Below are 14670 nucleotides of genomic sequence, written 5' to 3'. Positions count from 1 at the left end.
ATACGCTTTTAAGCACGGTCTACCACAAAAGAGCTTAGAGAAGAATGAGAATCAACATCGCTATCACCGCCACCGCTCCAAGCAAGATTTGATACCGCTTGATACTGTGCTGCTCTCGCTTTTGTGTACTCATCAAGTCTTGGGTCTGCTGCCAATGGGCGACCAAGTCAGCAGCTTCAGCATGACCATGTTTAGCAGCTTGGGTGAGCCAATACTGACCATTTTCTATGTCTTGCGTGACCCCTATGCCTTGGTAATACATTTTACTAAGGAGGCGCTGGGCCCGACTGTCGTTTTTGCTGGCGGCTTGTTTGACCCACTCTGCCCCTGTCGCCGTTCCCGCAGACTTATCCACCGCCAAACCCTCACCCAATAATTCATACATTGCCAAACGTAACATGGCCGCCGTATTGCCAGCATTAGCAGCCTCTTGTAGCTTCAATAATGCTTGTTTTTTTGCTTTTAGATGATTTTGTGAAAAAGAAACTTGCGCACGGGGTTTGTTTTGTTTGGCAATGTGTTCTTCAAACTGATCCAACACACGACAAGCTTGTTGGTACGCCATATTGTCAGCGCTTTGTACCACTTCAATCTCATTTAACTCTATAAGAAGCTGCGTAAACATCTCTGGCGTTGGAGGCGTTTTTGAGACAGCAGCAGGTTTGGATGATATAAGCGTGTCTGATGCCGTATCAACTGATGGTGTCTCAGCGCTGCTTAAATTTGGCGATGGTTGATAGTCTGTTGTAAACGAGGGATTATTGACTGGTGTCGAACTGGTCTCTATTTTATCTGACGGACCAACTAACACTTGATTAGAATTTTGAGGCAGTTCTGGGACAGTGTCTAAATAAGGCTCAGCCGTTTTATGTGTACCAACATTCTGAATGATATCGGGTACAGCAGCTTTGACAACGGATGGCTTGCTGACACCTGGTAATCGTAAGCTAACCGCTTGATATAAACCGCTTGCTACTTGACCACCTTGTACTGCCTCAAATGGTCGATCAATATGCCCAAACAAACGCAGCCCTATTGGCTCTAAGGCGAAAAAGGCAGAGTTACTGCCATTATGTGAGGTGCTGTGTTCCGTATCCTCACGATAGACAACCGCCATATGCTGATAAAAATCATCACCTGTTAACGATACGTTTGGATAGCGTTTGCGTAGCTCAAATTGACCATACCAATGCGGCGTATGCTGCCACCGCTGGGCTAAGACTTGTCCTGCATAAAACGCCAGAAACACCATAAAGTTACGATAACGCTCATCAATCAGTAACGTTTCTTCATGCCATTGACCCGCTTTAATCATATCACGGCGTATTTGCGTCAATAATGTATCTATACGCTGCAAACTTGCCAGTGACTCATCCAATACACAGTCGCGCAGCTCGGTTTCATAAACAATACCGCCAGCAATGGGACGCTCAGCTAAAAAGTCCTGCCAATATCCTGCTGCGGTATAATCAAGTGGTGTCAAAAGCAATGCAGACATAAACAATCGTGTCCTTTTTACCAATAAGTGGAATGTGGTATGGCTAAAACAGTGAGCGTCATTAATAGCGATAGGTTACCTTAACCTAAAAGTAAAAACGCTACAATAAAGGACTAAATAGGCGAACCACATTATCAAACAAACGCGCAGCACCATGACGCTGTTGCCATTCCTCTAAGCCTAAAAATCGGCAATGTTGCAAGTAGACTTCTTGGCAACTTGCTACTTGAGCTACCATTTCTGGCGTATAAATTGCCAAGCTGACTTCCATATTTAGGTAAAAACTGCGCATATCAATATTTACCGTACCAAATAAACAATAGTCATCATCGACGACCACTGTTTTGGCATGCAATAAACCGCCTTTGAATAGAGCAATAATGACGCCAGCTTCAAGTAATTCTTGATAATACGCTTGCGATGCGTGCTGTACAAGGAAGGAGTCGACCTTTTCAGGGACAATCAGCGTGACCTTCACGCCACGCTTCGCTGCTGTTGTAAGCGCCCCTGATAACGCTTCATCCGGCACAAAATACGGGGTAGTAATGCAAATACTTTTATTAGCACGATGAATTACTGTGACTAACGTATTATAAATTACATGAGCTGTCACTCGAGGTGCTGATGGTATCAGCTGCGCTAAAACACCTTCTACAACAGGCATTCGAGGTATGGCAATTAATTTTGAGCCATTCTCTGCTTGCTCATGATGCGCCACATTATTGCCCAGCACTTTTACCCGACTGTTCAAATCATTAATAGTTGGATCCATCACATACAGCTTGCGCGTATAATTGTTTACCCGATGATGTAGTGCATCTAAATTATCCTTATTTTCAGCACCGATATCTGTTGCTACCAGTTTTGCCATCGCGGTGGTAATGCTCATAGATTGACGACTGGTCGTACGTATTGCCACATCAATCCATTGCCCGACTTTTTTATTTTGTTTAAAAAATCTGGGATCAACCAAATTAAAACTACCGATATAACCGATGTATTCATCAATGACCACGATTTTGCGGTGATTGCGCAAATCAGAACGCTTAAAGAGCGTCTTAAACAAACCCACTGGCAGCGATTGATGGACGAAGACGCCTGCTTTTTCTAGCATACGATGTTCTTTGCTATTGAAAAAACTAAAACTTCCCACGCTGTCAGCCAATATATGGCATTCCACACCGCGTTGTGCAGCGGCTGATAACGCCGCTATCACGTCTAATGTCTGTCCTTTAGGATAAACGATATAGAACTCCATAAGAATAATACGCTGCGCTGTATTAATATCCTCAATCAATCCTTGAAAAATAGAGTTGGGATCAGTCAATAATTGCATTTTGTGTTCAGGAAAAACACCAAGCCCTGTCCAACGTGTGCCTATTTGACTCACACCGCGATAATTGGCTGGTAGCAACTCCTGCCCTTGATCAAACACCAGATGTTCACGCTTTGCCATATCGTTCATCATCATCCCTGCTTGATCCACTCGATTACGATAACGCCGCCCAATCATCGGCTCACCCAACAAGAGATAAGCAATAAAGCCAAAAAGAGGCAGGGTATAAAGCACAGCGACCCAAGCAATTGACACACCAATATTGCGCTGCACCGTCACAACTCTTAGCGTCATTACTATCATCAGAATGATATGCAGTACCAGACCTAGTCCAGCCACGTCTCCCAACGACCATGTAGTAAAAGTGTCTATGCTTGCCTCCGCTTAACAAGATAAAAGTACAGTGTGAATAATAAAGCATCAATAGTATAGTAGCTTTTGGCTACCGAACAACAGATGACATTTATAAACGTCATGGTAACCACCCTATCCATCGCAAACTTAAGTTATTGTAAATATTACCATTAGGTAAATATCTTCGATTATTTGCGAAAATATTTAAAATAGTGTTTGACAGCCATGCGTAATTCTATATAATACACACCCACAGCAAGGGGACTTAAACAACCCTAGCTGATTAAGTTAACTTAAGTGTGACAACTTATATTAACGAAGTAATATAGAAATTCTATTTAAAGAATTTTTCTTGCAGAGCTAAAAAAGCAATGCTTTTTTTATACGCTCTTCAGGGTGATTAGCTCAGTTGGTAGAGCGTCTGCCTTACACGCAGAATGTCGGCGGTTCGAATCCGTCATCACCCACCACTTATTAGCAAGTGTTTAAAGAAGCTAAAACGACCTAAGCAGCGGTAGTTCAGTTGGTTAGAATACCGGCCTGTCACGCCGGGGGTCGCGGGTTCGAGTCCCGTCCGCTGCGCCATATTTAAAACGAATTTAAACTGTCCAGTTTAAGCAAGTTTCGCCTCAAGTATTAGTTTACTTGAGGTTTTTTTGTGTCTGCTATATCATATTGGTTTTTAATATCTCTCTATTTATTATTTTTACTTCACAAAGAAGGCAATCCACTTTCTCTTTTCTTATCTTTGAAATCAACTGTTATATAAACGCTCTGCCTTTTAAATTGGTTGCAATGTTTTAACCAAAATTAATGAAGGTTAATTGCACTATCCCACTCTCTTTACACAAACCATTATTAATAAATTCAGCAATACGCTAAGAACAGCTTTATTAGATAATATATCCATTAAATATTTATAACGCCTTTCCACAAATAATAGAAAATAAGGAATAATGATGATTAACGCCTATGCAGCAACAGAAAAAGGTGGCAAGTTTGCGCCCTACCAATACGAACCTAGCGCTTTAGGTGATCACGAAGTAGAAATCGAAGTACATAGCTGTGGTATTTGTCACAGTGATCTATCTATGTGGCAAAACGAATGGGGCATGACTCAATACCCCTTTGTCGGTGGACATGAAGTGGCAGGAAAAGTGCTGGCAAAAGGTAAGCATGTGAAGCATCTTGAGCTGGGCGATAAGGTTGGCCTTGGCTGGCATAAAGGCTATTGTAACGTTTGCGACCTATGTATCGGTGGAGACCAAAATCTATGCCCTGAACAAGAAGGCACCATCATTGGCAACCATGGCGGCTTTGCGGACAAAGTACGCGCAAAGGACACCAGCGTTATAAAAATTCCTGAAGGCCTTGATTTTAATTCTGTAGGACCGTTACTGTGTGGCGGTGTCACTGTGTTTAACCCGCTTATGCAATACGATATCAAACCAACCTCTAAAGTGGCGGTTATTGGTATCGGTGGCTTAGGTCACTTGGCGCTGCAGTTTGCTAATGCTTGGGGATGTGAAGTCACTGCTTTTACCAGCAGCTCAAAGATGGAAGAAGCAAAAGAGTTGGGTGCTCACCATTCTTTAAATTCAAGAGAAGATAGCGAAATCGAAAAAGCAGCGGGCTCTTTTGATTTAATCATATCAACCGTGAACGTCGATATGAACTGGGATCTGGTGATCAAAACCTTGAAGCCAAAGGGTAAACTACACTTTGTTGGTATACTAGAAGCACCGCTAGAGATAGCAACGGCACCCATGATTATGGCTCAAAAAAGTCTATCAGGTTCGCCAGTTGGTTCACCATCAACCTTGCGAAAAATGCTGGATTTTGCCGCTCGACATAATATTCAACCAGTCACTGAAACCTATAAAATGTCTGAGATAAATGAAGCATTTGAAAGACTAGAAAGCGGCAACGCTCGCTATAGAGTGGTGTTAGAAAAAGACTAGCGTTGGCTGATATTTGCCAATCTTAATCAAAGTAGTGATAACTCATCTGATGGATGGCGTATCACTACTTTTTTTATGCGTCATAAATACAGTTAATTGACGTTAAAAACAAGACTGTGCGACTGGGATGAGTTTTTCGCAGTCTCTGTATTAGTAGCATGCAAGGAAATTTATACCAATCGCACGTAGCTATTAAAGTATCGATTTTACATCGTACTAACTCTAACGGATACCTTTACATACGCGGTCATTTCATTTTTAACCTGAGTGAAAAATAGCAATAGCTACACTGCAAACAAGGCATTTAAATGCTCTTGATACCTTGCAATATCACTATCAATAGTTGGGTTTTTGATGACATCATTATTCATAAAGGTTGTCAGCGGCTGCATACCCAAAAACTGATACGCCTTATGGGTAGCAAGATATACCCCATCTACTCCAACACCTTCAAAAAACTGGTTTGGATCGGTAAAGGCTGCCTCAGGTGCATTCCACGTTACTGACAGCATATACTGCTTACCTTGTAACAAACCACCAGAGCCATACTTATTTTCTGAATTATGACGAGAACGTCCATCACTTTCATAGAGACGACCATGTCCAATCGTAAAAATCTCATCGATATATTTTTTAACGATCCATGGCACGCCCATCCACCAAGCAGGTGTCTGCTGGATAACCACATCTGCCCATAGCCATTTTCTAATCTCTTCTTCTACATCATAACCTGCATCAATATTGGTTACTTTTACGTTATGGCTCAATTCAAGTAGTTGCTGCTCAGCGACTGTCGTCATGGTGTCATTAAGCTCGCCTGTTGAATGGGCGAAACGCTTACTTCCGTTTAATATCAATATATTCTTCATTATAAATTGCCTTTTACAAATTTTCCGATGAAAGCGAATGGGTTTATCAATTGTGATTGGCAGAAATTATATATAAGCTGATACTTGATAAGAAGGCACAAATATTCAAAATACTTTTGCGTAGGAGTCAATAATGAAAGTCACGATTAATGAGCTGGTCACTTTCATTAGTATTGTCGATGAAGGCACTATCAGTCAGGCAGCTGAGCACTTAGATGTCACGGTTTCGGCCGTCAGTAGAGCATTATCACGATTAGAAAAAAAGCTAAATACGGCTCTTTTTAGGCGTACTACAAGGCGCTTGGAGTTGACGCAAGAGGGTGAAAAGTATCTCGTGCGAGTACGCAGCATTCTAGAAGAGTTAGAAGCGGCCGAAAATATGCTGATCATGAATAAAGAAGTTCCCTCTGGCAAACTACGAATTGATGCGGCAACCCCTTTTATGCTGCACGTCATTGCACCATTAATTGATAAGTACAGCAGCGCTTACCCACAAATTGACATTGAGCTGATAAGCAATGAAAACTTAGTCGATTTGTTAGAACAGCGAACAGACATCGCTGTGCGCATCGGTGAGTTAAAAGATTCCACACTGAGCGCAACCCCACTCGGGTTAAGCCAGATTCGAATACTGGCCAGCCCTGCCTATCTAAAAAAACACGGTACACCTCAGAATCTAGAAGAGTTAACACAACACCAGTTATTGGGTTTTAGCTCGTTAGAAAAACTAAACGACTGGCCTATTTATGATGCTTTCAATAATTTATTTCATGTTGATACAAACATAAAAACCGATAGTGGTGAGACGCTAAGACAGCTTGCGTTATGCGGGACAGGTATCGTTTGTTTGTCAGACTTTATGACACAGCAAGACATTCGAGAAGGGCGTCTGGTGCAAATCTTGATTTCTAGTACGATAAAAATGCAGCAACCCATCAACCTTGTTTATTATAAAAATAGGAAATTATCAGAACGGGTTAGCTCATTCATTGAGTTTTTGAAGGCAGAAATGCCCTCTCACAAATAAGTTGGCTTTAAACATAAAGAAACCTATTCACCTTAACGTCTTCTTAACAGGCAACTTGTTACCGTAAGGACCTACATTCCTTATCACTCTGTTGAGAAGACCGTTTATGTCACTATCTCACGTGTTTATCACTCATACTGCGAAAGTTAAAGCCCCGACCAATAAAGGCGACATAAACAAATTCTATAATCGACCAGTCAACCTCAATCATTTGATTATAGTCGTTGCCCTCTACTTAGTAGCGACTGCAAATATTAGCTTTTTTAAGCACATGCTAACGATTTACCCTTTGAGTAATAACCTTGGTTTTCTGATTTCTACCGCAAGTTTACTATTTGCTTTGATATGGCTCGTCTGCCAGCTACTGTGTTACCGCCCAATAGCAAAAATAGTATTGATTGCCTTAGTATTGATTGCGTCTGTATGTAGCTATTTTACGGATGGCTATGGGACGATATTTGATCGCATTATGCTAATTAACAGCCTACAAACTGATCAAGCCGAAGTGATTGGACTGATGGCACCGAGTTTTTTTGTGCATTTGCTATTGTTAGGTGTCTTACCTGCTTTTGTGATCAGTCAAATTCGTATCAAACACACTACTTGGCGTCGAGCCATACTACAAAAAACCGCCAGTTTGGTAATGGTAATTGCACTGATAGGTCTTTGCCTACTTCCCTTTGGTGACCAATATGCCAGCTTTTTTCGGCAGCATAAAATGGTTCGAAGTTATGCCAACCCTATTATGCCCATTTATTCTGTTGTGAAGCTCGGTCTCGACTATGCCGATGAGCTGCGCCGTCCTGATACGTTGATACTGCATGCGACAGATGCGAAGCGAGTAACGCCCGTTGTTACCAGCCGTAAAGGTAAACCCAAACCCAAACTTATGGTGTTTGTCGTAGGTGAGACAGCGCGTGCCGACCACATTAGTTTCAATGGTTATAAGCGCAACACCATGCCATTACTTGCTCAGCAATCAAATATTTATAGCTTCACAAAGGCGACGTCTTGTGGCACCTCGACCGCTTACTCCGTACCTTGCATGTTCAGTTATGCCAATAGAGAAAACTATGACACTGATAACGCTGCCTATAACGAAAATGTCCTCGACACCTTACACAAGCAAGGCGTCAATGTGATTTGGCGAGACAATAATTCAAGCGCCAAAGGCGTCGCCGATCGAGTGACTTTTGAGGATTACAAAACGCCTGATAACAATCCTATTTGCGACAACGAATGTCGTGACATCGGTATGCTAAATGGCTTTGGTACTATCATTCATTCAGATGGCGCGCCCAAAGACACCCTTATTTTGTTACATCAAATGGGTAATCATGGCCCCGCTTATTACCAGCGCTATCCCAAAGCATTTGAGACCTTTAAACCTGTATGTAAGACCAATGAGCTGTCCAAATGCGATGCTCAGTCAGTTATCAATGGTTATGACAATGCTCTGCGCTATACTGATTATTTTTTGAATAGTGTGATTGAGACACTAAAGCCTTACGAGCAGACATATGATGTGGTGATGGTCTATATGAGCGATCATGGTGAAAGCTTGGGCGAAAATAATATTTATTTGCATGGTTTGCCTTATAGTATTGCACCCGATGCCCAAAAGCAGGTACCTTTGATTATCTGGTCACCTAGTGATAATGGTATTGATGCTAAGAGTAACGATAAGAGCAGCCTGACCAATATGATTAATCAGCCCGTCTCTCATGATTTTATTACCCCAACGTTGCTCAGTTTTTTTAATATTACAACGGACGAGGTAGCAGCAGCACCTACCTTTTTTAAGCCTACCACTTAAGCTTTTTTATCATCGCATTGCTAACACTGATGCACGAGACATTTATGTACAAGATACTCGTTATTGAAGATAACCCCGATATCGTAGCCAATATTTATGCTTTTTTTGAACCAAAAGGTTTTGAGTTAGACAATGCTCACAACGGTTATAGTGGACTGACACTGGCCTCGAACAATCGTTACGATGTCATACTGTTGGACGTGATGCTGCCTGGTATGAACGGCACGCAATTGTGCAAAAAACTTCGAGAAGAATTACACGATAAAACCCCCGTATTGATGCTGACAGCGCGTGATACTATTTTGGATAAAGTAGCAGGGTTTGATAGTGGCGCTGACGATTATCTTGTAAAACCCTTCTCTTTAGTTGAATTGGAGTCGCGTATTAAAGCTCTAATACGCCGACATCAAGACAGTCACTGTGAGCAAAGTCTCAATGTGGGTGGATTGTGTTTAAATATTGAAGAGCATACGGTGGTGCGCGAAGGTAAATCGCTTAAATTGACCCCCACTGGATTTAAGATATTACAGATACTGATGAGTGCATCGCCTAGGATGGTCAGTAAAAATGAGCTAGAAGAAAAGGTATGGGCTGATGATATCCCTAGTAGTGATGCGCTACGAACCCACGTGCACAGCGTACGAGCACAAGTCGATAAGCCATTTGCCAAACCTATGGTAATGACCGTGTCGGGCGTTGGTTATCAGCTTATTGATCCAGATAAAGCTTAAAATAAAATAGCAAATAGCAAATAGCAAATAGCAAATAGCAAATAGCTATCTTATCTCCTACCTCTCACTATGAAGTAAATACCATGTTCAGTATCGACTCCATTGCCAATAAGTTTCGACTGTCGTATTTTTTATTTGCCATACTGCTTTGCGCCACTTTCGTCAGTATTTTTATGTATGCTGAGGTTAGAATGGAGCAAGAGCTGGTCAAAGGTCGCTTGCTGCAACAATTAGAACTCAGTCAAGAAAAACAAGGTGAGCAGCCTATTTATATTGCTGATCCAGGTATTAAAATCTACAACTACGATAATGCCCCAGCGCATTTAAAAGCCGAGGCTACTGAAACGGTTCAAGAAATTCCTGTCACTGTGAATACTGACACAGGTAAAACGTCAACCAACCTGCATTTTTTTGTCTACCATCAAGACAACCAAAGCTACATTTTAACCTACTTAGAAGACACAAAAATGGTAATGGCCAACTACCCCGTTTTGGCCATCTTTGAGCAGTTAGAAGATATCTTTGCCAATGCGTTAAGAGTTGCTGTCATTTTGAGCCTACTCATCGCTGCTATTTTTTCTCAATTATCCTCTAGGCAAATCACCAAGCCTTTATTAGACTTAAAAAATGCTGTCGAAACAGATCATCAAAATCTCACTCAGTTAACGCATTTGCCCTCTGAAGTTGGCGTCTTGGCACGAGCCGTCGATGAAAAAAACCATAAACTTGAGCAATACTTAAGACGTGAGCAACTCTTTACAGGAGATGTTAGTCACGAATTACGCACGCCCTTAACCATTATTATGGGCGCATCAGAAGTGCTGGCATCACAATTACAAGATAACGAGCGTTTGAGCGAATTTGCCAACCGCATCAGTAACACTGCAAAAGAAACCTCTGAGATTATCACCGCTTTATTGTTGCTTTCTCGCTCACCTGAAAAGCTGGACGCACCGCCAACGTCTATCAACAACGTGGCTATCAGCGAGGTGAACCGCTTAACATACTTGCTTCGCCACAAAGCCGTAACATGCACCGTACTGGCTGATAAAGACTATGTGGCCAATGTCCGACCTGAGCTACTAAAAATGGCATTGGGCAATTTGATAAAAAACGCGTTTCAGTATACCGATGAAGGCGAAGTCACTGTTCGTATTGACGCAGAAAAAATCACCGTCACCGATACGGGTCTTGGGATTCCTGAGGACATGATGCCGCTATTGTATGAGAGATTTGAACGTTTAGAGCCACAAAATACTGACACAATTTTGCATACCAATGTATTACCAAGCGATAGCGCAGGCTATAAGATTGAAGGATCGGGTTTAGGGCTCAGTATTGTACAACGTATTATGGCTCATATGGATTGGCAATTAACCCATCAAACCAATGCATCAGGCGGTAGCACCTTTAGTATCTATTACAATAGCCGCTTGTCATAAGATAAGCCAAATACCCCTAAGTCTTAACACTTACCATGCCACCCTACAGCTCCAGTCATCCCTCCTGCCTTAACGCTTTCTTAATGCACGCCGTTTTATACTCAAAGCCTGGTAATCCCATTAGAGCCTTTTTAAATAGCTCGAAACTCTTGCCTACTTTGATATTAAGCAGTCACTATGAAAAAAATCCATTCTATTACGCTTAAAACCAAACCATATCAGGGTGATCCTCTACGCTCAGCTGCTCATAAAGACTCACTGTCAGCTGACAGTTTTGCGAGTCAAGCCAAAGGTAAAACAGGAATGTCTCGTATTATAAAAGCGGCGGGGTATTCACTAGACGGGTTTCGAGCTGCTTATCAGTTTGAGGCCGCGTTTAGACAAGTCCTTTGGCTCAACCTCATTTTATTATTGACACTGATATTCATGCCTTTTGCTATCAGTATAAAAATGCTGCTGATTATTGCCTCTTTTTTATCTTTGATTGTTGAGCTGCTAAATACTGGCATCGAAGCGTGTGTTGACCATACCTCAATGACAAAACATCCATTGGCAAAAATAGCGAAAGATGTGGGTTCTGCAGCACAGTTTTTGTCTTTGCTACTTCTATTTTCTTTGTGGACGATGGCGCTTTCAAGCCTTTTACGTTGAACCATTTTTAGACCTTCACAAATAAATGCCGTTTATGGAATGCCTCAATGAATACCAACCATCATGTGACTGACTGGACTTGGCTCAAACTCCTGTGCTCAACCATTATTGCGACAGTAGCATTGGAGCACAGTCAAATAGACCTACTTATCAGTAAGCTTTTTTACCTAAACGGTCAATGGCTTTTGGAGAAAGGCGCACAACCTTATGCACTCATATTTTATGATGCTCCCAAAGCGCTATTAATTTTATTTGCGACTTACTTGATGATCGTTTTAGCGATTAAATACAGAACGCCTTTGAATGCTGACTTTTCATTAAATCATTCAAAACGCAGCAAATATATTTTGCCTTTAGCTGTCCGTGAGATAAGCTACTTGCTAATTGTTATCATAATCGTCCCTACGACTATTGCTACCCTCAAAAGCGTCACTCACGTCAGCTGCCCCAACCATTTGATGCTATTTGGTAGTGATATGCCTTATCTTGATCTTTGGCAAAGCATCGTGGCGAAGACGCCAGCCAAATGCTTTCCAGCTGCACATGCCAGCGCAGGATTTTCCTTATATGGCTTAGCGTTCCTCCCCACATGGCGCAAGTATCGCTATAAAATTTTTGAAGCAGTGACCGCTTTGGGATGGACGATGGGACTATATAAAATGCTCTTCGGTGATCATTTTTTTAGTCATACCTTGGTATCAATGTTGCTATCATTGACCATTGCTTGCGCATTGGAACATATTTTTTTTAAGCGTTTTGATGAAAATAAAAATAGCCAATTTCACCCGACCAAACCTACCCTAGCAGATACTCAAAAACGATAACCCTTCTTCATCTTTATACTTTCTTTATACCTCGCCTTGTTATCTTGACAACACTTTTATACCTCGCTTGGCATACTGTTTCCATTAATAAACGATTAGTCAATGAACGATCAGTCAATGAATGCGTTGTCAGTGATAGAGAGCAAGATACAACCAAGCGATGATCGACACCTCCTACCAGTGAAGGTCATGCTAAGCCCTCCATTTATACCCTATCTTTACTGCTGACCAACGACTCATAGCCGATCTTCATTATTACTTTTGGAGCGTGTTATGGATGTTTTTGCAGGATTTCTTGCCTTCGGCTTATTCCTCTATTTGTTATATGTCCTGATTAAGCCGGAGACCTTCTGATGACCATGTATGCATTATCACAGCTGGTTATATACCTGCTTATTCTGTTTGTTTTGGGATACTTCCTATCAGGCTACATGCTTCAGCGCATGCAAGCACCTGTCTCTGCCCTTGAGTCACGCCTCTTTAGTGTGCTTGGTATGATCGGTCAAGACAGCAAGGGCAATCGTGCTTTTGGTATGAATTGGAAGCAATATGCGTTAGCCATTGTCCTATTTAACTTTATTGGGTTTTTGGCGTTGTTCTTTTTGCAGTTGGCGCAAGGGCGCTTACCACTCAATCCAGCAAACATGACAGGTGTTACGTGGGACTTGGCGATGAATACCGCCATCAGTTTCATGACCAATACCAACTGGCAAGCCTATGGCGGCGAGAGTAGCATGAGCTACCTGACGCAAATGATGGGCTTATCTCTACAAAACTTCTTATCTGCTGCCACCGGTATCGTGGTGGCTTTTGCGTTGATGCGGGGTTTGGTACTCAAGCAAAGCGCTCATCTAGGCAATGCGTGGATAGATTTATGGCGATGTAATATTTATATCCTACTGCCCATTGCTGCGATCATCGCTGTACTATTGATGAGTCAAGGAGTTATCCAAACGCTATCGACGTATATGGATGTACAAACCTTACAAGGCGACACGCAGACCATCGCTTTGGGTCCTGTGGCCTCACAAGAAGCCATCAAAATGCTAGGCACCAATGGTGGCGGATTCTTTAATACCAATTCCGCTCACCCGTTTGAGAACCCCACGCCTCTTTCTAACTTTATTCAAATGTTGGCCATCTTTTTGATTCCAACCGCGCTTTGTTTTTGTCTTGGCAAACTTAGTGGCAACCTAAAACAAGGCTTGGCTATTTTGGGCGCGATGACGGTCCTGTTCGTGGGCATGTATTCATTGACGGTAAGTAGTGAGCTTGCTGGCAATCCTTGGCTGGCAGCGCAAGTTCAAGGACTGACCGATGCCAGCGTGAGCGGCAACATGGAAGGGAAAGAAATACGCTTTGGTATTGTGGCTTCGTCGCTGTTTGCCACTATCACGACGGCGGCATCATGCGGCGCAGTAAATGCAATGCATGATTCCTTCACGCCCCTCGGTGGTCTTAGCACCATGCTACAGATGCAATTGGGTGAAGTGGTGTTTGGTGGTGTGGGCGCAGGCCTTTACGGTATGTTGCTCTTTGCTATTTTAGCTGTGTTTGTTTCAGGCCTTATGATTGGCCGTACGCCTGAATATCTTGGCAAAAAAATCGAACCTTTTGAGATGAAAATGGTGGTATTGGCCCTATTGGCCGCGCCTCTTATGGTGTTGCTCGGCACTGCGATTAGTGTGATGACGCCTTCTGGTCAAGCAGGTATTTTTAATCCAAGTGCTCATGGTTTTAGTGAAGTGCTCTATGCCTTTAGTTCGGCTGCCAACAACAATGGTTCCGCGTTTGCAGGCTTGGGCGCGAACTCCCTGTTTTATAACTTTATGCTTGGTCTTTCTATGTTGGTTGGACGCTTTGGTGTGATTATTCCTGTATTGGCTCTGGCAGGATCGTTGGTGCAAAAGCCTAGACTCGAAGTCAATAGCGGGACCCTACCCACCACCACGCCTTTGTTTGTCGGGCTTTTGGTCGGCACTGTCCTTATGATTGGCGCCTTAACCTTTGTCCCTGCTTTAGCACTTGGGCCCATCATAGAGCAGATTTGGATGCTGGGCGGCTAGCCGCTTTATATCGGCCAGCATCGAGTCATCTTATTCATCATAGATTGACTCTATACCTAGCAGTGAATCGCCCCATTTTTATGATTATGTGAGGA

The 14670-nt window shown here is 42.5% G+C and carries 12 protein-coding genes and 2 tRNA genes; 11 read left to right on the top strand and 3 right to left on the bottom strand.

The window, feature by feature from the left end; genetic code table 11:
- Positions 1–34 precede the first annotated feature (34 nt).
- Both A3K91_RS03970 and A3K91_RS03965 read right to left on the bottom strand, forming a co-directional pair.
- Positions 35–1498 (bottom strand): tetratricopeptide repeat protein, encoded by a 1464-nt coding sequence (locus A3K91_RS03970; protein ID WP_062844093.1) that lies wholly within the window; start codon positions 1496–1498, stop codon positions 35–37.
- Between the two features lie 100 nt (positions 1499–1598).
- On the bottom strand, positions 1599–3206 hold the full coding sequence (locus A3K91_RS03965) for a cardiolipin synthase (protein ID WP_062844092.1): 1608 nt from the start codon (positions 3204–3206) through the stop codon (positions 1599–1601).
- Positions 3207–3582: 376 nt separating this feature from the next.
- Here A3K91_RS03965 and A3K91_RS03960 point away from each other — a divergent pair.
- The 3 genes from A3K91_RS03960 (at position 3583) to ahr (ending at position 5149) form a co-directional block, all read left to right on the top strand.
- Positions 3583–3658 (top strand) — tRNA-Val (locus A3K91_RS03960).
- 38 nt (positions 3659–3696) lie between these two features.
- Positions 3697–3773 (top strand) — tRNA-Asp (locus A3K91_RS03955).
- Between the two features lie 374 nt (positions 3774–4147).
- Positions 4148–5149, top strand: coding sequence for an NADPH-dependent aldehyde reductase Ahr (ahr, locus tag A3K91_RS03950; protein ID WP_062844091.1), 1002 nt, complete (start codon positions 4148–4150; stop codon positions 5147–5149).
- 284 nt (positions 5150–5433) lie between these two features.
- On the opposite strand, the gene A3K91_RS03945 is transcribed toward ahr, so the two are convergent.
- Positions 5434–6018, bottom strand: coding sequence for an NAD(P)H-dependent oxidoreductase (locus A3K91_RS03945; RefSeq protein ID WP_062844090.1), 585 nt, complete (start codon positions 6016–6018; stop codon positions 5434–5436).
- Positions 6019–6151: 133 nt separating this feature from the next.
- On the opposite strand from A3K91_RS03945, the gene A3K91_RS03940 reads away from it, so the two are divergent.
- The 8 genes from A3K91_RS03940 (at position 6152) to kdpA (ending at position 14575) form a co-directional block, all read left to right on the top strand.
- A complete protein-coding gene (locus A3K91_RS03940; RefSeq protein ID WP_062844089.1) occupies positions 6152–7045 on the top strand; it encodes a LysR family transcriptional regulator in 894 nt (297 codons plus the stop codon).
- 106 nt (positions 7046–7151) lie between these two features.
- Positions 7152–8861, top strand: coding sequence for a phosphoethanolamine transferase (locus tag A3K91_RS03935; protein WP_084387252.1), 1710 nt, complete (start codon positions 7152–7154; stop codon positions 8859–8861).
- A 44-nt stretch (positions 8862–8905) separates the two neighbouring features.
- Positions 8906–9592, top strand: coding sequence for a response regulator transcription factor (locus A3K91_RS03930; protein ID WP_062844088.1), 687 nt, complete (start codon positions 8906–8908; stop codon positions 9590–9592).
- 83 nt (positions 9593–9675) lie between these two features.
- Entirely contained in the window at positions 9676–11034 is a 1359-nt protein-coding gene (locus A3K91_RS03925; RefSeq protein WP_062844087.1) for a sensor histidine kinase, read from the top strand.
- A gap of 303 nt (positions 11035–11337) precedes the next feature.
- Complete coding sequence (locus A3K91_RS03920; RefSeq protein WP_228139939.1) at positions 11338–11685, top strand: diacylglycerol kinase; 348 nt, start codon at positions 11338–11340, stop codon at positions 11683–11685.
- A 47-nt stretch (positions 11686–11732) separates the two neighbouring features.
- Complete coding sequence (locus A3K91_RS03915) at positions 11733–12509, top strand: PAP2 family lipid A phosphatase (protein WP_084387250.1); 777 nt, start codon at positions 11733–11735, stop codon at positions 12507–12509.
- Positions 12510–12782: 273 nt separating this feature from the next.
- Positions 12783–12863 (top strand): K(+)-transporting ATPase subunit F, encoded by an 81-nt coding sequence (gene kdpF / locus A3K91_RS14340; RefSeq protein ID WP_084387249.1) that lies wholly within the window; start codon positions 12783–12785, stop codon positions 12861–12863.
- Positions 12863–14575, top strand: coding sequence for a potassium-transporting ATPase subunit KdpA (gene kdpA, locus A3K91_RS03910; RefSeq protein WP_099046690.1), 1713 nt, complete (start codon positions 12863–12865; stop codon positions 14573–14575). The genes kdpF and kdpA overlap by 1 nt, the downstream gene beginning before the upstream one ends.
- Positions 14576–14670 lie beyond the last annotated feature (95 nt).

It is taken from the genome of Psychrobacter alimentarius, from assembly GCF_001606025.1.
GTDB classification, from domain to species: Bacteria; Pseudomonadota; Gammaproteobacteria; order Pseudomonadales; family Moraxellaceae; genus Psychrobacter; species Psychrobacter alimentarius.
The sequence above is the reverse complement of the archived record's forward strand: the minus strand, read 5'-3'. Positions and strand labels throughout refer to the sequence as shown.

Excerpts from the sequence above, each read along its gene's own strand:
- A3K91_RS03920 (WP_228139939.1), top strand. The coding sequence starts at position 11,338 with ATGTCTCGTATTATAAAAGCGGCGGGGTATTCACTAGACGGGTTTCGA.
- kdpF (WP_084387249.1), top strand. The coding sequence starts at position 12,783 with ATGGATGTTTTTGCAGGATTTCTTGCCTTCGGCTTATTCCTCTATTTG.
- A3K91_RS03930 (WP_062844088.1), top strand. The coding sequence starts at position 8,906 with ATGTACAAGATACTCGTTATTGAAGATAACCCCGATATCGTAGCCAAT.
- A3K91_RS03945 (WP_062844090.1), bottom strand. The coding sequence starts at position 6,018 with ATGAAGAATATATTGATATTAAACGGAAGTAAGCGTTTCGCCCATTCA.
- kdpA (WP_099046690.1), top strand. The coding sequence starts at position 12,863 with ATGACCATGTATGCATTATCACAGCTGGTTATATACCTGCTTATTCTG.
- A3K91_RS03915 (WP_084387250.1), top strand. The coding sequence starts at position 11,733 with ATGAATACCAACCATCATGTGACTGACTGGACTTGGCTCAAACTCCTG.
- A3K91_RS03940 (WP_062844089.1), top strand. The coding sequence starts at position 6,152 with ATGAAAGTCACGATTAATGAGCTGGTCACTTTCATTAGTATTGTCGAT.
- A3K91_RS03935 (WP_084387252.1), top strand. The coding sequence starts at position 7,152 with ATGTCACTATCTCACGTGTTTATCACTCATACTGCGAAAGTTAAAGCC.
- A3K91_RS03925 (WP_062844087.1), top strand. The coding sequence starts at position 9,676 with ATGTTCAGTATCGACTCCATTGCCAATAAGTTTCGACTGTCGTATTTT.
- A3K91_RS03970 (WP_062844093.1), bottom strand. The coding sequence starts at position 1,498 with ATGTCTGCATTGCTTTTGACACCACTTGATTATACCGCAGCAGGATAT.
- ahr (WP_062844091.1), top strand. The coding sequence starts at position 4,148 with ATGATTAACGCCTATGCAGCAACAGAAAAAGGTGGCAAGTTTGCGCCC.